The organism is Nocardia sp. NPDC056952, assembly GCF_042674185.1.
Taxonomy (GTDB): Bacteria; Actinomycetota; Actinomycetes; order Mycobacteriales; family Mycobacteriaceae; genus Nocardia.
The window spans coordinates 214,920-236,511 of record NZ_JBHURA010000008.1 but is presented as its reverse complement, the minus strand read 5'-3'; the positions used below and the strand labels follow the sequence as shown (position 1 = coordinate 236,511).

Annotated in this window: 20 protein-coding genes; all 20 read right to left on the bottom strand. The window is 66.7% G+C overall.

The window, feature by feature from the left end:
- Positions 1-143: 143 nt before the first annotated feature.
- Complete coding sequence (locus ACFTS5_RS26155) at positions 144-521, bottom strand: F0F1 ATP synthase subunit epsilon (RefSeq protein WP_378635783.1); 378 nt, start codon at positions 519-521, stop codon at positions 144-146.
- 6 nt (positions 522-527) lie between these two features.
- Positions 528-1,976 (bottom strand): F0F1 ATP synthase subunit beta, encoded by a 1,449-nt coding sequence (gene atpD / locus ACFTS5_RS26150; protein WP_056817894.1) that lies wholly within the window; start codon positions 1,974-1,976, stop codon positions 528-530.
- A gap of 25 nt (positions 1,977-2,001) precedes the next feature.
- On the bottom strand, positions 2,002-2,973 hold the full coding sequence (locus tag ACFTS5_RS26145) for a F0F1 ATP synthase subunit gamma (RefSeq protein ID WP_378635779.1): 972 nt from the start codon (positions 2,971-2,973) through the stop codon (positions 2,002-2,004).
- Between the two features lie 59 nt (positions 2,974-3,032).
- Positions 3,033-4,673: a F0F1 ATP synthase subunit alpha gene (atpA, locus tag ACFTS5_RS26140; protein ID WP_101464193.1), complete on the bottom strand. Its 1,641-nt coding sequence runs from the start codon at positions 4,671-4,673 to the stop codon at positions 3,033-3,035.
- 67 nt (positions 4,674-4,740) lie between these two features.
- On the bottom strand, positions 4,741-5,553 hold the full coding sequence (locus tag ACFTS5_RS26135; protein WP_378635776.1) for a F0F1 ATP synthase subunit delta: 813 nt from the start codon (positions 5,551-5,553) through the stop codon (positions 4,741-4,743).
- Between the two features lie 19 nt (positions 5,554-5,572).
- Complete coding sequence (locus ACFTS5_RS26130) at positions 5,573-6,130, bottom strand: F0F1 ATP synthase subunit B (protein ID WP_378635774.1); 558 nt, start codon at positions 6,128-6,130, stop codon at positions 5,573-5,575.
- 5 nt (positions 6,131-6,135) lie between these two features.
- The gene (locus ACFTS5_RS26125) at positions 6,136-6,384 is read right to left on the bottom strand and encodes an ATP synthase F0 subunit C (protein ID WP_378635771.1); all 249 of its coding nucleotides are present in this window, start codon (positions 6,382-6,384) and stop codon (positions 6,136-6,138) included.
- 78 nt (positions 6,385-6,462) lie between these two features.
- Positions 6,463-7,188, bottom strand: coding sequence for a F0F1 ATP synthase subunit A (gene atpB, locus ACFTS5_RS26120; protein ID WP_378635819.1), 726 nt, complete (start codon positions 7,186-7,188; stop codon positions 6,463-6,465).
- A 383-nt stretch (positions 7,189-7,571) separates the two neighbouring features.
- Positions 7,572-8,030: a hypothetical protein gene (locus tag ACFTS5_RS26115; RefSeq protein WP_378635768.1), complete on the bottom strand. Its 459-nt coding sequence runs from the start codon at positions 8,028-8,030 to the stop codon at positions 7,572-7,574.
- A gap of 28 nt (positions 8,031-8,058) precedes the next feature.
- Positions 8,059-9,189: an MraY family glycosyltransferase gene (locus ACFTS5_RS26110; RefSeq protein WP_378635767.1), complete on the bottom strand. Its 1,131-nt coding sequence runs from the start codon at positions 9,187-9,189 to the stop codon at positions 8,059-8,061.
- A 13-nt stretch (positions 9,190-9,202) separates the two neighbouring features.
- Entirely contained in the window at positions 9,203-9,868 is a 666-nt protein-coding gene (locus ACFTS5_RS26105) for an L-threonylcarbamoyladenylate synthase (RefSeq protein ID WP_358117219.1), read from the bottom strand.
- Between the two features lie 249 nt (positions 9,869-10,117).
- A complete protein-coding gene (prmC, locus tag ACFTS5_RS26100; RefSeq protein WP_378635763.1) occupies positions 10,118-10,996 on the bottom strand; it encodes a peptide chain release factor N(5)-glutamine methyltransferase in 879 nt (292 codons plus the stop codon).
- 37 nt (positions 10,997-11,033) lie between these two features.
- A complete protein-coding gene (gene prfA / locus ACFTS5_RS26095; RefSeq protein ID WP_062984459.1) occupies positions 11,034-12,104 on the bottom strand; it encodes a peptide chain release factor 1 in 1,071 nt (356 codons plus the stop codon).
- 95 nt (positions 12,105-12,199) lie between these two features.
- Positions 12,200-12,436, bottom strand: a complete 237-nt coding sequence (gene rpmE, locus ACFTS5_RS26090; RefSeq protein WP_067447685.1) for a 50S ribosomal protein L31 — start codon at positions 12,434-12,436, stop codon at positions 12,200-12,202.
- 221 nt (positions 12,437-12,657) lie between these two features.
- Positions 12,658-14,820 (bottom strand): transcription termination factor Rho, encoded by a 2,163-nt coding sequence (rho, locus tag ACFTS5_RS26085; RefSeq protein ID WP_378635760.1) that lies wholly within the window; start codon positions 14,818-14,820, stop codon positions 12,658-12,660.
- A gap of 267 nt (positions 14,821-15,087) precedes the next feature.
- Positions 15,088-16,014, bottom strand: coding sequence for a homoserine kinase (gene thrB / locus ACFTS5_RS26080; protein ID WP_378635758.1), 927 nt, complete (start codon positions 16,012-16,014; stop codon positions 15,088-15,090).
- A gap of 25 nt (positions 16,015-16,039) precedes the next feature.
- Positions 16,040-17,131: a threonine synthase gene (gene thrC, locus ACFTS5_RS26075; protein ID WP_378635756.1), complete on the bottom strand. Its 1,092-nt coding sequence runs from the start codon at positions 17,129-17,131 to the stop codon at positions 16,040-16,042.
- Positions 17,128-18,468, bottom strand: coding sequence for a homoserine dehydrogenase (locus ACFTS5_RS26070; RefSeq protein ID WP_358071802.1), 1,341 nt, complete (start codon positions 18,466-18,468; stop codon positions 17,128-17,130). The genes thrC and ACFTS5_RS26070 overlap by 4 nt, the downstream gene beginning before the upstream one ends.
- Positions 18,465-19,886: a diaminopimelate decarboxylase gene (gene lysA / locus ACFTS5_RS26065; RefSeq protein WP_378635753.1), complete on the bottom strand. Its 1,422-nt coding sequence runs from the start codon at positions 19,884-19,886 to the stop codon at positions 18,465-18,467. Before lysA ends, ACFTS5_RS26070 begins: the two co-directional genes overlap by 4 nt.
- Positions 19,887-19,920: 34 nt before the next feature.
- Entirely contained in the window at positions 19,921-21,582 is a 1,662-nt protein-coding gene (gene argS, locus ACFTS5_RS26060) for an arginine--tRNA ligase (RefSeq protein WP_378635750.1), read from the bottom strand.
- Positions 21,583-21,592: the final 10 nt, after the last annotated feature.

Here is a 21,592-nt window from a genome sequence, read left to right as displayed (position 1 = left end):
TTTTATTCCCCCCCCCACCCCCAATATAAAAAAAATTTGTTGCGGCGCCCCCCTATTTTTTTAAAACCCCCCCCCCCAAACACACGGGGGGGGTGTTTACTTCTTATCCCCCCCCCCCCCACCGCCCGTGCTCTCGGATCGGATCAGTCCTTGGCGGCCTTGGCAACCGCGCGGACCTGGCCTTCGGCCTTGGTCCTCGCGGATGCGCTCGCATCCGGATCAGCGAGGACGGCCTTGGCAGCCGCCTCACCGATATCGCCTGCGAACTCGGCGGATTCGGCCAGCACCCGCACCGTGGAGCCGGTGACGGAGAAGAACCCGCCGTGCACAGCCGCCACAATGCGCTCACCGCTGTCGGACACGATGGTTACCGTGCCGCCCTCGGCCAGCTGACCGAGCAGCGGCTCGTGGCCGGCCAAGATGCCGATCTCGCCCTCCGTGGTCTGGGCGGAGACGAACGACGCCTTGCCCGACCACAGCTGCCGTTCGACGGCGACCAGGTCAACAGACATATCTGCCATGTTGGACTACTTCCCGAGGATCTTCTTCGCGGCTGCCTCGACGTCGTCGAGACCACCGCAGGAGTTGAACGCCTGCTCCGGGTAGTGGTCGAACTCGCCCTTGCAGACACGGTCGAAGTCGTCGATGGTCTGCTCCAGCGGAACGACCGAGCCGACCTGGCCGGTGAACTTCTCGGCGACGATGAAGTTCTGACCGAGGAACTTCTCCAGGCGACGGGCGCGACCGACGAGGACCTTGTCCTCTTCGGAGAGCTCGTCCATGCCGAGGATGGCGATGATGTCCTGCAGTTCCTTGTACTTCTGCAGGATCCGCTTGACCTCGTTGGCAACCCGGAAGTGGCGCTCGCCGACGATCGAAGCCTCGAGGATACGAGAGGTCGAGGTCAGCGGGTCGACGGCCGGGTAGATGCCCTTCTGCGAGATCGGGCGCGAAAGCTCGGTCGTCGCATCCAGGTGGGCGAAGGTGGTCGCCGGCGCCGGGTCGGTGTAGTCGTCGGCGGGGACGTAGATCGCCTGCAGCGAGGTGATCGAGCGACCCTTGGTCGAGGTGATGCGCTCCTGGAGCTGACCCATCTCGTCCGCCAGCGTCGGCTGGTAACCCACGGCCGAAGGCATGCGACCCAGCAGGGTCGAGACCTCGGAACCGGCCTGGGTGAAACGGAAGATGTTGTCGATGAAGAGCAGCACGTCCTGGTGCTGGACATCGCGGAAGTACTCCGCCATGGTCAGCGCCGACAGGGCCACGCGCATACGCGTGCCCGGCGGCTCGTCCATCTGGCCGAAGACGAGGGCGGTGTCCGGAAGGACGCCCATCTCTTCCATTTCCAGACGGAGGTCGGTGCCCTCACGAGTACGCTCACCGACGCCCGCGAACACCGAGGTGCCCGAGAACTCGCGAGCGATACGGGTGATCATCTCCTGGATCAGAACGGTCTTGCCGACACCGGCACCACCGAACAGACCGATCTTGCCGCCCTTGACGTACGGGGTCAGCAGGTCGATGACCTTGACACCGGTCTCGAGGATCTCGGTCTTGCCCTCGAGCTGGTCGAAGCTCGGCGGCTGACGGTGGATGCCCCACTGCTCGCCGTCCCGGCCGAGGCCGGGGGTGTCGAGGCAGTCACCGAGGGCGTTGAACACGTGGCCCTTGACGATGTCGCCGACGGGCACCGAGATCGGCTTGCCGGTGTCGGTGACAGTCGCGCCACGGACCAGGCCGTCGGTCGGCTGCATCGAGATGGTGCGCACGATGTTGTCGCCGAGGTGCTGGGCGACCTCGAGGGTGAGGGTCTTGGCCACCGACGGGAGCTCGATGTCGGAGTTCAGAGCGTTGAACAGCTCGGGGATGGCGCCACGCGGGAACTCGACGTCCACGACGGGGCCGATGACACGGACGACGCGACCAGCGGTTTCGCCCGCCTTCTTCGCGTTGTCCTGAGTGACAGCTGCGGTCATTAGATTGGTTCTCTTCCTGCGCTACTTAGTCGCGGTCCGAGCTCGACGCCAGCGCATTGACGCCGCCGACGATTTCGCTGATTTCCTGCGTGATCTGGGCCTGACGCACCGAGTTCGCCTCGCGCTGGAGCACATTGGCCAGCTCGTTGGCGTTATCGGTCGCCGCCTTCATTGCGGTGCGCCGAGCCGCGGACTCGGATGCCGCTGCCTCGAGCAACGATGCGTAGATACGCGTGTTGATGTACTTGGGCAGCAATGCCCCGAGCAGCACATCGGCGTCCGGCTCGAACTCGTACTGTGGCGACACCACCGCGTTCGGCGAGTCCGACATGATGTCGTCGCCGAGCTCGTAGTTCTCGTCGACGTAGCTGACCTGGATCGGCGCCAGGCGGCGCACCTCCGGGTTCTGGGTCAGCATCGAGACGAACTTGGTGTACACGATGTGCAGCTCGTCGACACCCTCGATGGTTCCGGTGCCGTCCAGCGAGGGGACCTCGCCGGCGGAACCGGCCATGAAGGCCTCGACCAGGTGCTGGCACGCGGCCGAGGCATCGGTGTACTTGGGCTGCTGGGAGAAGCCGAACCACGACGCCTGGAAAGGACGGTTGCGGAACTTGTAGTACGTGATGCCCTTACTGCCCATCACGTACAGAACGGGTTCCTTGCCGTCGCCACGCAGCGTGGTCATGAGCTCTTCGGCGCGCTTGAGCACGTTCGAGTTGTAGCCACCGCACATACCGCTGTCACTGGTGATCACCAGGACGGCGGCCCGACGAGCGTTGGGACGCTCGGTCAGCAGCGGGTGCGACAGGTTCTTCGAAGCGCTCGCCAGTTCGCCGAGGACCTTGGTGATCTCCTCGGCGTACGGCTTGGCAGCCGCAACCCTGGCCTGGGCCTTGGAAATTCGCGAGGTCGCGATCAGTTCCTGAGCCTTGGTGATCTTCTTGATCGAATTCACACCACGAATGCGGGAGCGCAATTCGCGCAAACTTGCCACTAGCGGTTCACACTCCCTTCATTCGCCAGATCGGAAATTGCCGACATCATGGACCCGGCTTACTTGTCGACGTGCTTGCGGGTGACCGACAGCGACTCGACCTCTTCGTGGTCCAGCTCGCCCGCGGCAGCCTCGTTCACGATGCGATTGCCGTTCGAATCGAGGAAGCCCTGCTTGAACTTGTCGGTCTCGGCCTTGATCGCGTCGGCGGCCTCGCCGGCGAGCGGCTTCTTGCCACCCTCGAGCGCGTCGAACGAGCTCTGGGTCGCACCGTGCAGGTACTCGAGCAGCTCGGCGGTGAAGCGACGCACGTCTTCGACGGGCACCGACTCGTAGTAACCGGCGTCGACCAGGAAGATCGAGACGACCTGATCCTCGACCGAGACCGGGGAGTACTGATCCTGCTTGAGCAGCTCCACCCAGCGGGCACCACGCTCGAGCTGCGCCAGCGACGCGGCGTCGAGGTCGGAGGCGAAGGCGGAGAATGCCTCCAGCTCGCGGTACTGCGCCATTTCCAGACGCAGCGAACCGGCGACCTTCTTCATGGCCTTGGTCTGGGCGGCGCCACCGACACGGGAGACCGAGGTACCGACGTTGATCGCCGGGCGTACGCCCTTGTTGAACAGGTCGGACTCGAGGAAGACCTGGCCGTCGGTGATGGAGATGACGTTGGTCGGGATGAACGCCGAGACGTCGTTGGCCTTGGTCTCGATGATCGGCAGACCGGTCATCGAGCCCGCACCCATCTCGTCGGACAGCTTCGCGCAACGCTCCAGCAGACGGGAGTGCAGGTAGAAGACGTCACCCGGGTACGCCTCGCGGCCCGGCGGACGACGCAGCAGCAGCGAGATGGCGCGGTACGCCTCGGCCTGCTTGGTCAGGTCGTCGAACACGATGAGGACGTGCTTGCCCTGGTACATCCAGTGCTGGCCGATGGCCGAACCGGTGTACGGAGCCAGCCACTTGAAGCCGGCGGAGTCGGAGGCCGGGGCCGCGACGATGGTGGTGTACTCCATCGCGCCGTGCTCCTCGAGCGCGGTCTTGACGCCCGCGATGGTGGAGCCCTTCTGGCCGATCGCGACGTAGATGCAGCGAACCTGCTTGTCGGCGTCGCCGGTCTCCCAGTTCGCCTTCTGGTTCAGGATCGCGTCGATCGCGACGGCGGTCTTGCCCGTCTTGCGGTCGCCGATGATCAGCTGACGCTGGCCGCGACCGATGGCGGTCAGCGCGTCGATCGCGGTGATACCGGTGGCGAGGGGCTCTTCGACCGGCTGACGTTCCAGCACGGACGCGGCCTGCAGCTCCAGCACGCGGCGCTCGTCGGACTCGATCTCGCCCAGGCCGTCGATCGGCTGGCCGAGCGGGTTGACGACGCGACCGAGGAACTTGTCACCCACGGGGACGGAGAGCACGTCGCCGGTGCGACGGACCTGCTGGCCCTCTTCCAGCGAGGCGTACTCGCCGAGAATGACGGCACCGATGTTGGTGTCCTCGAGGTTCAGCGCGACGCCGAGAACCCCGCCGGGGAACTCGAGCAGCTCGTTGGCCATCGCCGAAGGCAGGCCGCTGACGTGCGCGATACCGTCGCCGGTATCGGTCACGACGCCGACTTCTTCGATGGAGGTTTCCGGGGTGTAGCTCTGGGTGTAGCTCTCGATCGCGCTACGGATCTCGTCGGAGGAGATCGTCAGCTCCGCCATGTTGTTCCTGCTCTCGCTGTGGTCTCGAATGTCGGGGATGGGGGAAGTGGAGTCAGGGCCTTGTCGATTACGACAGAGCCCGACGCAGCTTCTCCAGTCGGCCGGTGGCGCTGCCGTCGATCACGTCGTCTCCGACGCGCACGACGACGCCGCTCAGCAGCGTCGGGTCGACCTGCACGTGCACGGTGACCGCCTTGCCGTAGATCCGCTGCAGGGAAGCCGACAGCTTCTCCTTCTGCTGATCGTTCAGCTCGACCGCCGAGTTCACGTGGGCGACGATCTGGTCACGACGGGCCGCCGCCAGATCGGACAGGGCGTCGAAGGCGACGCCGATGTTGTTGGTCCGCAGCCGGGTCGCCGCCTGCTCGGCCAGCGCCAGGGTGACCGGCTCGACCTTGCCGGTGAGCAGCCGCTCGATCAGTTCGCGGCGCGCGTGCGCGGGCTTTCCCTGATCGGACAGTGCCTGCTCGAGCTGCGGGTTGTCGGCGATGATGCGTCCGAGCCGGAACAGCTCGTCCTCCACCGCGTCCTGTCGGCCACCGACGGCGGCAGACTCCAGCAGAGCCTCCTGCCCGAGCAGCACCAAGGTGTCGACCAGGTCGCGGGTGCGTGACCAGTCCTGCGCCACCGCGGTGGTCAGCACTGCCTGCGTGGCAGCGCTGACCTTGCCGCCGAAGACCCGTTCACTGAGCTCAGCGCGCGCCGAACCCGGTACCGAGGCGTCCGCGAGCGCCACACGCAGCGAACGCTGGTCGTCCAGCACGGCGACAACGGCGAACAGTTCCGACCCCGTTGTGGCCGCAACAGTTTCGCTTCCGGTCAGAGCGACCCGAAGCGCCTCGCGAGACCGGGTACTGGCCTCGCGGCTCGCTGCGTACATGCTTCTCACTTTCGCGTCGCTACCTTCCGACCCCGATGGCGTCGGTGTCGTCGAGTTCGCGGAGGAACTTGTCGATCGACGCCGCCTGCTTGGCTTCGTCCGAAACAGACTGACCGATGATCTTCTCGGCCAGATCGACGGCCGTACGGCCGACCTCGGAACGCAGCTCCGTCAGGATCTGCTGGCGCTGGGCTTCCAGCTGGGAGTGACCGGCGGCGACGATGCGGTCGCTTTCGGCCTGGGCATCCGTGCGCATCTGCGCGAGGATCTGCTGACCCTGGGTGCGTGCTTCCTCGCGGATGCGCGCGGCCTCGAGCCGGGCTTCGGCAAGCTGCTGCTGGTACTGCTGCAGCGTGTGCTGTGCTTCTTCTTGAGCTGCTTCGGCCCTGGCGATACCGCCCTGGATCTTTTCAGCACGCTCATCGAGCACCTTGGTCAGGCGCGGTGCCACGAACTTGTAGAACAGGACCGCGATGATGGCGACGCAGATCGCCGACCACACGATGTCGTATGTGGCTGGGATCAGAGGATTGACGGTCTCTGCTTCCTCTGCAGCCAGCAGTGTGTACTGAGGCATGGGAATCAGAAAATGAAGCCGGCGACGAGGCCGAGCAGGGCAAGGGCCTCGGTCAGCGCGATGCCGAGGAACATGGTGGTCCGGAGCTGACCGGCCAGCTCGGGCTGACGGGCGATACCTTCGATCGTCTTACCCACGAGGATGCCGATGCCGACGCCGGGGCCGATCGCGGCCAGACCATAGCCGATGGCACCGAAGCCCTTGTTGGTGGAGGTGGTGTTGACGGCTTCCTGGGCCAAGTACGAGAGGCTCATGAGTCTTCCATTCCTTTCTGTTGCTCACCCGCCGGACGGCGTGGTGCAGCAGGGGTTTCGTGTAAGTGGCTAGTCGGATCAGTGTGAATCGACGTGCTCGGCTTGTCCGATGTAGATCGCAACCAGCAGCGCGAAAACGTAGGCCTGCAGCAGGACGACGAGCAGCTCGAAGAGCGTGAACGCGATGCCCGCGAGGAGCGAGAACGGTGCGAAGACCTTCATCCAGTTGTCCGCGTCGAACAGGAAGAACTGCGTCGCGGCGAAGAACATCACCAGCAGGATGTGACCCGCGAGCATGTTGGCCATGAGTCGGACGGTCAGCGTGAAGGGACGCAGCAGGAAGGTCGACATGAACTCGATCGGGATCAGAAGCACATGGAGCGCAGGCGGAACACCCGGAACCACGATGCTGCTGCGCATGTACTTGATGAAGCCGTACTTCCTGATGCCGACGTAGTTGAACGCGATGTACGCGATCACGGCCAGGACCAGAGGCATGGCGATCCGGCCGTTGGTGGAGATGTTCAAGCCGGGAACGACGCCCGAAAAGTTCAGGAAAAGGACCGTGAAGAAGATCGTCGCGATCAGCGGGAAGAACTTCCGCCCGGATTCCTTACCCAGCACCTCGTCGCAAATCTGCTCCTTGACGAAGACCAGACCGAACTCGGCGATGTTCTGCAGCCGGCCGGGAATGATCCGCGGGCTCCGAAATGCTGCGAGCATGAATCCGAACAGCACCGCGGTCATCAAGACGCGAACGAGCACCAGGCGGTCGATCTCGATGAACGTGCCCTCGAACAAGATCGCTGGAGGGAAGAAGTCGATTAGTGATGGCGTATGGAACTCGCCCGCCCATGTTGTGGCGCTCAGCGTTCTCTCCCGTGTTCGGGCCGCGGGAACATCATCCCGTCGGTTCGATCGGACATTGACGATCAGGTGCTATCAACTCAAACGCTCGAACGTGGCCACAACGGGCTCCGCGGCAAAAGTCCGCATAGCACCTGCGCGGTGTCGGCGACATCGTCGATATGCCTCCGCCGGGCAATCAGCCCGGACTCGGCAGTAAGCATAGCGGCACCAGGCGGGATCGCGACGATCCCCCCAAGTAGTGGGGTTCGGCCCCAGCTTGGCTGCTTGCTTACCAACACTTTACCAAGCTATCTACGACAGTGTGTAGCTGGGTGGGATTATTCCTGCTCGGAAGCCGTTTCGCCGTCCCCCGCGCGTGTCGTCACGTACGGAACCTTCTGGCGCGCAACTCCGTACACCTCGGCACCCAGCACGATGACCAGAGCACCGACAACGGTGAAGAACAGTGCGGGCCTGCTGTAGAAGTCGAACTGCCGCAAAACGGCGATGACCAGCAGTCCGACCAGCATCTTGCCCACCCAGCCCGCCAACATCGCCAGGCCCGCGGTGCTCGGCGGCAGCTTCGCGCCGAGCAGTACGACCACGACTGTCGTCAGGATGAACGCGCCGCCGATCGCCGACCCGAGCACCGCGCCCCATATTCCCGGTGCGCCCGCCACCGCACCGGCGATGGCGATCGAGAGCACGACGAGCACACCGAGGCCGATCAGGCCGTAGCGCAGCGCGGCGCGCAGGGGGGCGTCGGGGCCTGGCACGGTTTCGGGTGTAAAGCTCACGCGCCGAACTTTACCTTGCGCGCCGTTGTCAGCTCTTTGCCGACTCGGTCCTGCGCACCGACGGGATCGCGGTCACCAGCAGCGCGAACACCAATCCGCCCGCTACCAGCAGAACAACGAGTCGCCGGTCCATCAGGGAAGTTCCCACCGCGCCGAACGCGAGTACGCCGACCCATAAATAGATCAGCAAGACCACGCGACGGTGCGAATGTCCGATCTGGAGCAATCGGTGGTGCAGATGCATTTTGTCCGGTGTGGAGAAACTCACGCCGGCGCGCACCCGGCGCACGATCGCCAGCAACAGGTCGAGCACCGGAATGAACATCACCGCGCCGACCAGCAACAGCGGCGACAGCAAACCGACAATGTCGCGCGGGCCGTAACCCTGTAGGGGAATTCGGCCGGAGGCGCCGGTGGATACCGCGGCCAAGATCAAACCGATCATCATCGAGCCGGTATCGCCCATGAATATTCGCGCGGGCGAGAAATTGTGCGGCAGAAATCCGAGACAGGCGCCTGCCAGCGCGGCGGCCAGCAACGCGGGCGGATAGGTGTCGACCGATCCGCCCTGGTCGTAGAGCAAACCGATGGAGAACACGAAAACCGCGCTCGCGCAGATCAAACCGAGACCGGCGGCGAGACCGTCCAAACCGTCGACGAAGTTCATCGCGTTCACCAGGGTGACGGTGATGCCGACGGTCACCAGGCCGCCCTGCAACGCGTCGAGCACAACGGTGGTGTCGTTGAAGGGGTTGTAGATCACGTACCAGCTCAGGCCCATCACGGCCATCACGCCGGCGGCGGTGATCTGACCGACGAATTTGGTGAGCGCGTCCAATCCCCACCGGTCGTCGACGATGCCGACCAGCACGATGATCGTCGCGGCGACCAGCACCGCCGGGATATCCGGGGCGTAGTCGAAACCTCTTCGCAGCGCGGGCAACTGGTGCGCGAACAACACCGCGGCGACGACGCCGACATACATGCCGACACCACCCATCCGCGGCACCGGCTTCACGTGCACATCACGCTCACGTGGCACCGCCACGGCGCCGAACGCGATGGCGAGCACCCGCACACCTCCGGTGGCCAGGAAAGTCACCGTGGCGGAGACGAGCAGCACGAGTAGTAGCTCGCGCAGGGGAACGACTGAGCTCATCAGCGGCGTGCGATCACCGCTGTGCGGAGCTGATCAGGGCTTCCGGCACCATCCCGAGCACCTCCGCGATATCGGCCACCGGCACAGCACCCTCCCGCAACACCCGCGGCTGATCCGCGGTGAGATCGACGATCGTCGAGGCCACAGCGTGTTCGGCCGGACCGCCGTCGAGATACACGCTCGCCAGCGACCCCAGCTGCTCGCGCGCCTGCGCGGCGGTGGTCGCGGGCGGCTGCCCCGACACATTGGCGCTCGACACCGCCAGCGGCCCGACCTCACGCAACAATTCGAGCGCCACGGGATGCAACGGCATCCGCAACATCACCGTGCCACGGGTATCACCGAGATCCCACGCGAGCGAGGGCGCGGCCTGCACGACAAGACTCAGCGCACCGGGCCAGAACGCGCGGATCAGCTCCCGGGCCTGCGGACGCACCGAGAAAACCAGACCGTCGATCGTGTGCCACGACCCGACGAGCACCGGCACCGGCATATCCCGCCCGCGCCGCTTGGCGGCCAGCAGATCACTCACCGCGGCGGAATCGAACGCGTCGGCGGCGAGGCCGTAGAGCGTGTCGGTCGGCATCACGACCAGACGACCGGACTTCAACGCGCTGGTAGCCGCCGTAATCCCCGCGGCCCGCGAATCGCTCTCGGCACAGTCATAGACGGTACTCACGCTGTTCCGCCTCTCCGAATATTTAGCCGGTCTTAGGTGCGGCAAGAGTGTAGCTCTCGAGCCGACGGCAAGATGTAGGGGGACTTTTGGCCGTCCCCGGCGAGCTGCTCCTGCCCGTGCGCGGATCAGCAGTGGCATCAGATGCCCGGAGTGTGCTGGGTGACACCGCGCTCGCCCGACCATGCGATTCGGCGGCGTTCGATGTTTGCCGGTCACGAACAGCAGACGCGGCGTCGCCGTCGAACTCGGTCAGGGATGATCCGTGCCCGCGACGACGAAGCGGGGCTTGTCGGCCAGGTCGGTGTGTTCGACGATGCCGGTGAAGCCGGCTGCCGCGAGCAGAGCCGCCACTCCCCCGCCGTTGGTGTCGTCGTGCTCGATGGCGGTCGCGCCGCCGGGGCGCAGCAGGCGGGCGATGGTGGGGACCATCGCCCGAATGATGTCGAGGCCGTCCTGGCCGCCGAAGAGGGCACGGTGAGGGTCGTGGTCGGCAACCTCGGGGTCCAGGATCGCCGCGTCGGGGATGTAGGGCGGGTTGGCGACGACCAGGTCGACGCGGCCCGTCAGCGGGGTGAGCAGGGCCGGGTCGGTGACGTCGTCGGCATACAGGGTGATCGGGGTGTCGCCCTCGGCGATGCGGGTGCCGGCATTGCGACGGGCCCAGGCGAGGGCGTCGGGGTCGAGTTCGACGGCATGGACCTCGGCGTCGGGGCGAGCGTGCGCGATGGCCAGCGCCAGGGCGCCCGAGCCTGTGCACAGGTCGACGACGATCGGAGTGTGGTCGTGGGTGAGTGTCCCGAGATAGCCCAGCGCCCACGCGAACAGCAGCTCGGTCTCCGGGCGCGGGACGAACACACCGGGGCCGACGGCGAGGTCGATCTCGCCCATCGCCGCCGTTCCGGTCAAGTGCTGCAAGGGAATTCGCGCGGCCCGCTGCTCGATCAGCGCGCGGTACCGATCGGCGACCCCGAGCTCGACCATCGGGATCAGCGCCAACCGCATGCGCTCGGTGCCGAGCACATGGGCCGCGAGGTTCTCCGCGTCCGGCAGTGGCGAACCGACGCCCGCCTCTGCCAGGCGCGCGGCGGCTTCGACGATCAGCGGACGCAACCGGAGTCGTTCGGTCACTGGATCACCCCGCGCACTCGAGCGCCCCGCATGCCGATTACTCGGCAGCCATTCGGGCGTCGCGGTCGGCCTTGCCGAGCGCGTCGAGCAGCGGGTCGAGGTCACCGTCGAGGACGGCATCCAGATTGTGTGACTTGAAACCGATGCGATGGTCGGCGATCCGGTTCTCCGGGAAGTTGTAGGTGCGGATCCGCTCGGAGCGGTCGACCGTACGGATCTGGCTGGCGCGACCGGCCGCGGCTTCCTGGTCGGCCTGCTCCTCGGCCAGCGCTTGCAGCCGGGCGGCGAGTACCTGCATGGCGCGCGCCTTGTTCTGTAGCTGGGAGCGTTCGTTCTGGCAGGTCACCACGATGCCCGAGGGCAGGTGGGTGATGCGGACCGCGGAGTCGGTGGTGTTGACGCCCTGACCGCCCTTGCCGGAGGACCGGTAGACGTCGATGCGCAGGTCGGTCTCGTCGATCTGCACCTGCTCGACCTCGTCGGGCTCGGGGTAGATCAGCACGCCCGCGGCCGAGGTGTGAATGCGGCCCTGCGATTCGGTCACCGGCACGCGCTGCACCCGGTGCACCCCGCCCTCGAACTTGAATCGCGACCACACCCCGTCGCGCGCGGCGTCCTTGCTCTTGATCGACAGCGTCGCGTCCTTGTATCCGCCCAGGTCGGAATAGGTGACGTCGAGCGTCTCGACCTTCCAGCCGTGCCGCTCGGCGTACCGGATGTACATGCGGGCCAGATCGGCGGCGAACAGCGCGGATTCCTCGCCGCCCTCGCCGGACTTCACCTCGAGCACCACGTCGTCTCCGTCGTGCGGGTCGCGCGGGGCGAGCAAGTCGGCGAGAGCCTGTTCCAGCTCCACCAGCTGCGTCTCCAGGCCGGGCACCTCGGCGGCGAACGACGCGTCGTCGGAGGCCAGTTCCCGGGCGGCTTCCAGATCGTCACGCACGGTCTCGAGTTTGCGATAGGTGCTCATCACCGGCGCCAGCTCGGCGAACCGCTTGCCCACCCGTCGCGCCGCACCCGCGTCGTTGTGCAACGACGGATCGGCGAGCTGCATCTCCAGGCCGGCGTACTCGGCCAGGATGTCGTCGATAGCGGACGGCTGCGTCACAGAGAGTTCCTTATGTGTGGGAAAGCGATTACCTCGGGCAGAGAAACCACCGACGCCCGGCCTGCTGATGCAGTACCGGGCGTCGGGAGAGGTAACTAGGAGGCGTCTTCGGCCTTCTTGGCACCCGCGCGCTTGCCGTAGCGAGCCTCGAAGCGAGCCACGCGGCCGCCGGTGTCGAGGATCTTCTGCTTGCCCGTGTAGAACGGGTGGCACTGCGAGCAGACCTCGACCGAGATCTGGCCGGACTCCTTGGTGGAGCGAGTCTGGAAGGTGTTGCCGCAACCACACACAACGGTGGTCTCGACATACGTGGGGTGGATTCCTGCCTTCATGGGCGTCCTCTCGATAATGGTCGCCGGGTCGTAGCCCCATGGAGTGGAGTACGTGAACCGGAACCGACTAGGCGGGATGTCTGCGAACTCGCAGACACACAGTTGTCCAGTATGCCAGAGCAGACCGCACCCTCTCAGAACACCCCCCACCTCCGCTTTGTTCCCTGGGGAAACAACAAGGGCCCCGCCGAAGCGAGGCCCGTGCCGGTGGTTCTAGACGATCACTCGTCGAGAGCGCTCGGTGCGGTCTTGGAGACCGTCATCAAGAACTCGAGGTTGTTCTTGGACTTGCGCAGACGATCCATCAGCAGATCGATCGCCTGGTGCGAGTCCAGACCCGACAGCACGCGCCGCAGCTTGTGCACCACAGCCATCTCGTCGGGCGAGAGCAGCAGCTCGTCGTGGCGGGTGCTCGACGGGTTGATGTCCACCGCGGGGAACACACGCCGCTCGGCGATCTTGCGGTCGAGCTTGAGCTCGGCGTTGCCGGTGCCCTTGAACTCTTCGAAGATCACCGTGTCGCCGGTGGAACCGGTCTCCACCATCGCCGTGGCGATGATGGTGAGCGAGCCACCGTTCTCGATGTTGCGGGCCGCGCCGAGGAAACGCTTCGGCGGGTACAGCGCGGTCGAGTCGACACCACCGGAGAGGATGCGGCCCGAGGCAGGCGAGGAGTTGTTGTACGCACGGCCCAATCGGGTGATCGAATCGAGCAGCACCACAACGTCTTTGCCCATTTCCACCAGGCGCTTGGCACGCTCGATGGCGAGCTCGGCGACGGAGGTGTGGTCACCCGGCGGGCGGTCGAAGGTGGAGGCGATGACCTCACCCTTCACCGAACGCTGCATATCGGTGACCTCTTCGGGACGTTCGTCGACCAGGACAACCATGAGGTAGCACTCGGGGTTGTTGATCGCGATCGCGTTCGCGATGTCCTGCATGATCGTGGTCTTACCCGCCTTGGGCGGAGACACGATCAGCGCACGCTGGCCCTTACCGATCGGCATGATCAGGTCGATCACGCGCGTGGTGAGCTTGTTCTGCGCGGTTTCCAGGCGCAGCCGCTCGTTCGGGTACAGCGGGGTGAGCTTCTGGAAGTCCGGCCGACGACGCGCCGCTTCGAGCTCGCCACCGTTCACGGTGTCCAGGCGAACCAGCGGATCGAACTTCTGCCGCTGGTTGTTCTGCTCGCCGTCACGCGGGGCGCGCACCGCACCGGTGATCGCGTCACCGCGGCGCAGGCCGTTCTTGCGCACCAGGTTCATCGACACGTACACGTCGTTGGGGCCGGCGAGGTAGCCGGAGGTCCGCACGAACGCGTAGTTGTCGAGGACATCGAGGATGCCCGCGACCGGCTGGAGCACATCGTCTTCGCGGATGTCGTAATCGCGCGCCTCGGACTGGCCGCCACCGGCGGGACCACCATCGCGGTCACGACCACGACGACGCTCGCGGAATCGACGACCCCGGCGACCGCGGCCGCCTTCCTCGTCGTCACCACCGCGGTCGTCGCGGGGTCCGCGATTGCCGCCGCTGTTGCCGTTCTGGCTCTGGTTCTGGTTGCGCTCGTTCTGATTACGGTCGCCACCGGTGCGCTCGCCACGGTCGTTGCCGTTGCGGTCGCCGCCACCGGTGCGCTCGCCGCGCTCGGCGCCGTTGCGGTCGCCACGCTCGCGGCGACGCTCGCCCTGGTCGCCGCCCTCGGCCTTGTCGGCCTGCTTGGTCTCCTCGGCGCGGTTCTCGGCCGGGGCGCGGTTCTCGGCGGGGGCGTTGTCGCCACCACCGGAACGGGCCTGGTCACGTCCACGACGCTGCCGACCGCGGCCACGCTGACCGCCGTCGCGACCGGAATCCTCGCCGGCGTCGGCGGGGGCGTCGGTCTTGACCTGCTCGGTCGCGGCCTGCTCGGCCGGAGCCTCGACGGTCTTGGCCTCGGGAGCCTTGACCTCGACGGGAGCCTGCTTCTCGACGGGAGCCTGCTTCTCGACGGGCGCGGCCTGCTTGTCGGCCTTGGCGGACTTCTCCACCTTCGCGGGCGCTTCGTTCTTGACGGGCGCTTCGTTCTTGGCAGGCGCTTCGTTCTTCGCGGGCGCGTCGTTCGCGACGGGCGCGGCGGCGGGCTTGTCCCCCTTGGCGGGCGCTCCGGATTGATTTTCCTTGATAGCGGCGATGAGATCGCCCTTACGCATTCCGGAGGTACCTCGGATACCGAGCTCCCCCGCCAGTGCGCGCAACTGCGGCAACAGCATTCCAGTCAGCCCCGATCGTGCGACGTCGGTTTGTTCGCTCATTTTCGAAATCTGTCCGGATTCACTTTCGCGGCTGCCCGAGTTCGTAGGGTTGGAATCCACCCCGGGTGTCGCGAGCAGGTCCGTTTCTGTCACGGAAGTCCTTTCCTTCCCTCGAATGCCGTGTGCTGATTCGAGGGTTCCGTTCCGTAGACCGGCAACATATGCCGAGCTCGGATTATGCGTCCATGTTCGACGCCTGTGCCGTACTACCCGCCGCGGGAGGACCGGAGGCCTTCGCCACCAGAAGACAGTGGTGAGGGGAGCGATTGCCCTGATGAAGCACCGGCGTCTGATGCGCACGATGTACGGACTTGCTCAGAATAGCTGCCTATTGCGAACAACGGCAAGGCAGGCACGCCGTCAGTCGATCGATACACCTTCGGCAATGCCGGGTTCGACCACGCGCAGACCGTCCGCTTCAGCCTGTTTACGCAGGTCATCGGGGAATTCCTCGGTGGTCAGGGCAAGAACGGTCGGGCCCGCGCCCGAGACGGTCGCCGCGATACCCGCGGCGCGCAACAGCTCGATCCACTTCGTGGTGAGCGGTAGCGCGGGGGCACGCTGGGTCTGGTGCAACCGGTCGGCGGTGGCCGACATCAGCAGATCGGGACGTTCGGTCAGCGCGACGACGGCCAGCGCCGCCCGGCTGACGTTGAACGCCGCGTCACCGTGGGGCACCTGCTCGGGCAGCAGCCCCCGGGTATGCGCCGTGGAGGAGCGTTCCTGGGGGATCAGCACCACCGGGCGCAGCGCCGACGCCGGGGTGAGCCGCACCGCCCGGTAGGCGCGGGCCCGCTCGGCATCGGTTTCGGTCCACGACACCACGATTGCGCCGAGTACGCTGGCCGCGGCATTGTCGGGATGGCCTTCGAACTCCGAGGCGAGCTGCACCAGCCGTTCGTCGTCGACGCGCAGCTCGGGGTCGAACTTCGCGGCCAGCCCGACGCCGGCGGCGAGCCCGCCGACCACGGCCGACGCGCTGGAACCCAGGCCACGCGAGTGCGGAATCACGTTGCGGCACACCACGTCGAGACCGTCGGCCCACACACCCAGCGATTCCAGTCCACGCTCGATCGCGCGGACCACCAGATGTGTTGGGCCCCAAGGCACGTCGTCGGCGCCTTCACCCTCGACACGGATATCGAGACCCGATTCGGTGGTGCGTACCACGATTTCGTCGTAGATGCCCAATGCCATTCCCAGACAATCGAATCCGGGACCGAGATTGGCCGTGGAGGCGGGAACACGCACGGTCACTTCGAGACCGGCCGGCAACGTCGCTGTCATCAGCGTGGGCTCGGATGCGGCCAACTCAGGCCAGCTCGAGTTCACGGGCGATCGCGACCGGGTCGACGGCGATCGGCTTCACCTCGGGCATTCCGGCCAGCGCGTTGTCGGGGTCCTTGAGACCGTTGCCGGTCACGGTGCACACGACGGTCAGGCCCGAATCCAGCCAGCCTTCCTTGCGCGCGGCCAGCAGACCGGCCACGCTCGCGGCCGACGCGGGCTCCACGAAGACGCCCTCCTTCGCGGCGACGAGGCGGTAGGCGGCCAGGATCTCGTCGTCGGTGGCCGCGCGGAACGCGCCACCGGACTGCTCCTTGGCTTCCATCGCACCGTTCCACGACGCCGGGGCGCCGATCCGGATGGCGGTCGCGATGGTCTCCGGGTCCTTCACCGGCGCGCCGTTGACCAGTGGTGCGGCACCCGCGGCCTGCACGCCGAGCATGCGCGGCAGCACCGAGGTGATGCCGTCGGCGTAGTACTCGCGGTACCCACGCCAGTAGGCGGTGATGTTGCCCGCGTTACCGACCGGAAGCACGTGCACATCGGGCGCCTTGCCGAGGACGTCGCAGATCTCGAACGAGGCGGTCTTCTGGCCTTCGATCCGCGCCGGGTTCACCGAGTTCACGAGGCCGACCTGCGGGAACTCCGCGGTCACCTTGCGCGCCAGCTCGAGACAGTCGTCGAAGTTGCCCTCGACCTGGATGATCTTGGCGCCGAGCATCACGGCCTGGGCCAGCTTGCCCATCGCGATCTTGCCCTGCGGGATCAGCACCGCGCATTCCATGCCCGCGCGGGTGGCGTACGCCGCGGCCGAGGCCGAGGTGTTGCCGGTCGACGCGCACAGCACGGCCTTCTGGCCGCGGTACTTGGCGTCGGTCATCGCCATGGTCATGCCGCGGTCCTTGAACGAACCGGTCGGGTTGGCACCTTCGACCTTGAGATACACCTCGCACCCGGTGAGCGCGGACAGGTGCGGCGCGGGGACCAGCGGGGTACCGCCCTCGAACAGGGTCACCGGCTCCCAGTCGGCCGCACCGGCCAAGCGGTCGCGGTAGGCAGCGATCAGACCGGGCCAGCGCGAGTGCACGCCGGTCTGGGGGGCGATGCCGTTCGTCATTCTTCGGTGCCTTCCAATCTGAGAACGCTGGTCACAGCGGTGACGGATTCCATGTCCGCCAATACGGCGACAGTATCTGCCAGCGACGACTCCACCGCATGGTGGGTGACGACCACGAGCCGGGCGCCGTCGCCGTGGCCCTGCTGACGCACGGTCGAGATGCTCACCCCGTGCTGGGCGAAGGTGTCGGCGACCGCGGCGAGCACGCCGGGACGGTCCTCCACCTGCAGGTTCACGTGGTAACGGGTGGGGGTGTCGCCGATCGGCGCGATCGGCAGCTCAGCATAGACCGATTCGCCGGGCGCGCGACCTCCGTAGAACTTGTTACGCGCGGCCATCACCAGGTCACCGAGCACGGCCGACGCGGTGGGGGCGCCACCGGCACCCTGCCCGTAGAACATCAGGCGACCGGCGTTGTCGGCTTCCACGACGACAGCGTTGAACGCGCCGTTCACCGAGGCCAGCGGGTGCTTGCGCGGGATGAGCGCCGGGTAGACGCGCACCGAGACGCGATCCTTGCCGCCCTCTTCCAGCGTCGGCTCGCCCGGACCGGCCGAGACGCGCTCGCAGATGGCGAGCAACTTGACCGTGCAGCCGACGGCCGACGCGGTCTCCAGGTCTTCGGCGGTGATCTTGGAGATGCCCTCGCGATAGACATCGGCCGCGGTCACACGGGTGTGGAACGCCAGCGAGGCCAGGATCGCGGCCTTGGCGGCAGCGTCGTAGCCCTCGACGTCGGCGGTGGGGTCGGCCTCGGCGTAGCCGAGCGCGGTGGCCTCGGCGAGGACGTCGTCGTAGGCGGCGCCGGTCTCGTCCATCGCGGAGAGGATGAAGTTGGTGGTGCCGTTGACGATGCCGACAACCTTGTTCACCCGGTCACCCGACAGCGACTGGATCAGCGGCCGGACCACCGGGATCGCACCGGCGACGGCGGCCTCGAAGTACAGGTCGGCGCGGCTGCCCTCGGCGGCGGCGGCGAGTTCGCCGGTGTAATCGGCCAGCAGCGCCTTGTTGGCGGTGACGACGGACTTGCCCGCGTTGAGGGCGTCGCCGATCAGCTTGCGGGCGGGGTCGATGCCGCCCATGACCTCGACGACCAGGTCGACGTCGTCGCGAGCGACGAGCGCGGAGGCGTCGGTGGTGAGCAGCTCGGCGGGCAGACCGCGGTCCTTGCTGATGTCGCGCACCGCGACACCGCGCAGCACGAGCGGCGCTCCGACGCGCGAACGCAGGTCATCGGCGTGATCGCGCAGCACGCGAACCACCTCGGTGCCGACAGTGCCCATCCCGAGCACGGCTACGCCGAGCGGACGTCCCGCGTCTTTGGTGCCGTTCATTCTTCCACCTCCAGGCTGAGCAGGTCCGCCACCGTTTCCCGGCGCAGAATCAGTCGCGCCGCACCGTCACGCACCGCGACCACGGCGGGCCGGGTGAGCAGGTTGTAGCGGCTCGACATCGAGTAGCAGTACGCACCGGTCGCCGCCACGGCCACCAGGTCACCGGGGGCCGCATCGGCGGGCATCCACGTGTCACGAATGACGATATCGCCACTCTCGCAATGCTTTCCGACCACGCGCGCGACGACCGCATGGGCGTCCGAAGAGCGCGAGACCAGACGGCAATCGTAGTCGGCCTGATACAGCGCGGGGCGGATATTGTCGCTCATCCCGCCGTCCACGCTGACGTAGCGACGGCGCGCGCCACCGTCGAGTTCGACATCCTTGATGGTGCCGACCTCGTACAGGGTGACGGTGCCGGGACCCGCGATGGCGCGACCCGGTTCCACGGCGATGGTCGGCTCGGGCAGCCCGGCACGGGCGGCCTCGGCCGCGACCAGCGCGCGCAGGTTGGTGGCGAATTCGCCCAGCGGCGGCGGGTTGTCGCTCGGCAGGTACGAAATGCCGAGACCACCGCCGAGATCCAGGGTCGAGATCTGGGCGGTGCGGTCGATGCCGAACTTGTCGATGGCCTCGCGCAGCAGGCCGAGCATGCGGCGCGCGGCGATCTCGAAGCCGTCGAGTTCGAAGATCTGCGAGCCGATGTGGCTGTGCAGACCGACCAGACGCAGGTTGTCGGCCTCGAAAACGCGCGCGAGCGCTTCCATGGCGTCGCCGCCCGCGATCGAGAAGCCGAACTTCTGGTCCTCGTGCGCGGTGGAGATGTACTCGTGAGTGTGTGCCTCGACGCCGACGGTCACGCGGACCAGCACGTCCTGCACCACGCCCGCCGCACCGGCGACCGCTTCGAGCCGCTCGATCTCGTAGAGCGAGTCGACGACCACGTGCCCCACACCGGCCGTGACGGCCGCTTCGAGCTCGGGCACCGACTTGTTGTTGCCGTGCAGCGCGATGCGCTCGGCCGGGAAACCGGCGTTCAGCGCGACCGCGAGCTCGCCGCCGGAGCACACGTCGAGGGAAAGGCCCTCGTCACGGATCCAGCGCGCGATCTCGCCACACAGGAACGCCTTGGACGCGTAGTGCACGCGGGCGTTCGGCCCGAACGCGGCGACCATGTCGCGGCAGCGCGAGCGGAAGTCGTCCTCGTCGATCACGAACAGCGGCGTGCCGTACTGCTCGGCGAGCTCGGTGACGGGCACGCCGGCCAGCGCGACCACACCGTCGTCTCCGCGCGAGGCATTGCGCGGCCAGACGTTCTCGGGGAGGTCGATCATCTCCCTCGGGTCGGTCGGGCGCTCGGCCAGACTCGGCGCGTGCGGGATCTCTGCGTGCCGGGGACCGGCCGGGTGTGCACTCATCGCGGTGCGTCCTTCCTGAAAAGCTTGCCGGTGTTCACATGCGCTCCGGTGCGCTCACGCCGAGCAGGGCGAGGCCGTTGGCCAGCACCTGACGGGTCGCCTTGACCAGTTCGAGGCGAGCCGCGTTGAGCGGGGTGACGGCGTCGTCGCCCTTGGGCAGCACACGCATGTCGTCGTCGGACTGGAACGGGTGGTAGACCCCGGCCAGTTCTTCGAGGTAGCGGGCGATGCGGTGCGGTTCGCGGGTGTCGGCCGCGGTGGCGACCACGCGCGGGAAGTCCCCGAGGGTGCGGATCAGATCACCTTCGCGACCCGAGGTCATCAGCGCGAAATCCGGTTCGGCAGAAGCGAATTCGGGGTACTTCGCGGCATTGCCGATGATGCTGCTGGTCCGCGAGTGCGCGTACTGGACGTAGTAGACCGGGTTCTCGCTGCTCGCCTTGGTCCACAGGTCCAGGTCGATGTCGATGCTCGAGTTCACCGAGGAACGCACCAGCGAGTAGCGCGAGGCGTCGACACCGATCTGTTCGACCAGGTCGTTGAGAGTCACCACGGTGCCCGCGCGCTTGCTCATCTTCACGGCGACGCCGTCGCGCACCAGGTTCACCATCTGCCCGATCAGCACCTCGACGGTGTCGGGATTGTCGCCGAACGCGGCGGCGGCGGCCTTCAACCGGCCGATGTAGCCGTGGTGGTCGGCGCCGAGCATGTAGATGGCCAGGTCGAAGCCGCGGCCACGCTTGTTCTGGAAGTAGGCGATGTCACCGGCGATGTAGGCGGCGTTGCCGTCGCTCTTGAGGACCACGCGGTCCTTGTCGTCGCCGTATTCGGTGCTGGCGATCCACCACGCACCGTCCTTCTCGTACAGGTTGCCCGAGTTCTTCAGCTGCTCGACGGCCTGTTCGACGGCGCCGGAGGCGAACAGTTCGCTCTCGTTGAAGTACACGTCGAAATCGGTGCCGAACTCGTGCAGGTCCGCGCGGATCTGGGCGAACATCTGCTGCACGCCCTCGCTGCGGAACACCTCGTGCCGCTCGTCGGCGGGCAGGGTGAGCACATCGGGATGCGCGGCGACGATGCTCGCGCTGATCTCGGCGATGTACTCGCCCGCGTACCCGTCCTCCGGAGTCGGTTCGCCCAGCGCGGAGGCGACCAGCGACTTCGCGAAGCGGTCGATCTGCGCGCCGTGGTCGTTGAAGTAGTACTCCCGGGTCACGTCGGCGCCCTGAGCGGCCAGGATGCGACCCAGCGCGTCACCGACGGCGGCCCAGCGGGTACCGCCCAGGTGCACCGGACCGGTCGGGTTCGCGGAGACGAACTCGAGGTTGATCTTGGTACCCGCCAGCGCGAACCCGGTGCCGTAGATCTCCCCCGCGGCCAGGATCTGGGTGACGATGGCGCCCTGCGCCGAAGCGGCGAGACGGATGTTCAGGAAGCCGGGCCCGGCGATCTCGGCCACATCGATACCCTCGGTGGCCGACAGCGCCTCGGCCAGCCAGCCTGCCAGCTCGCGAGGGTTGGTTCCGACCCGCTTGGCCACCTGCATGGCCACATTCGTGGCATAGTCGCCGTGTTCGGGGTTGCGCGGACGCTCCACTGTGACCTGCTCGGGCAGGACCGACGAGTCCAGTCCGCGTTCGACAAGCACCTTCGCCGCGGTGGTACGAAGGAGATCTGCAAGGTCAGCTGGAGTCACGAGTCTCTAT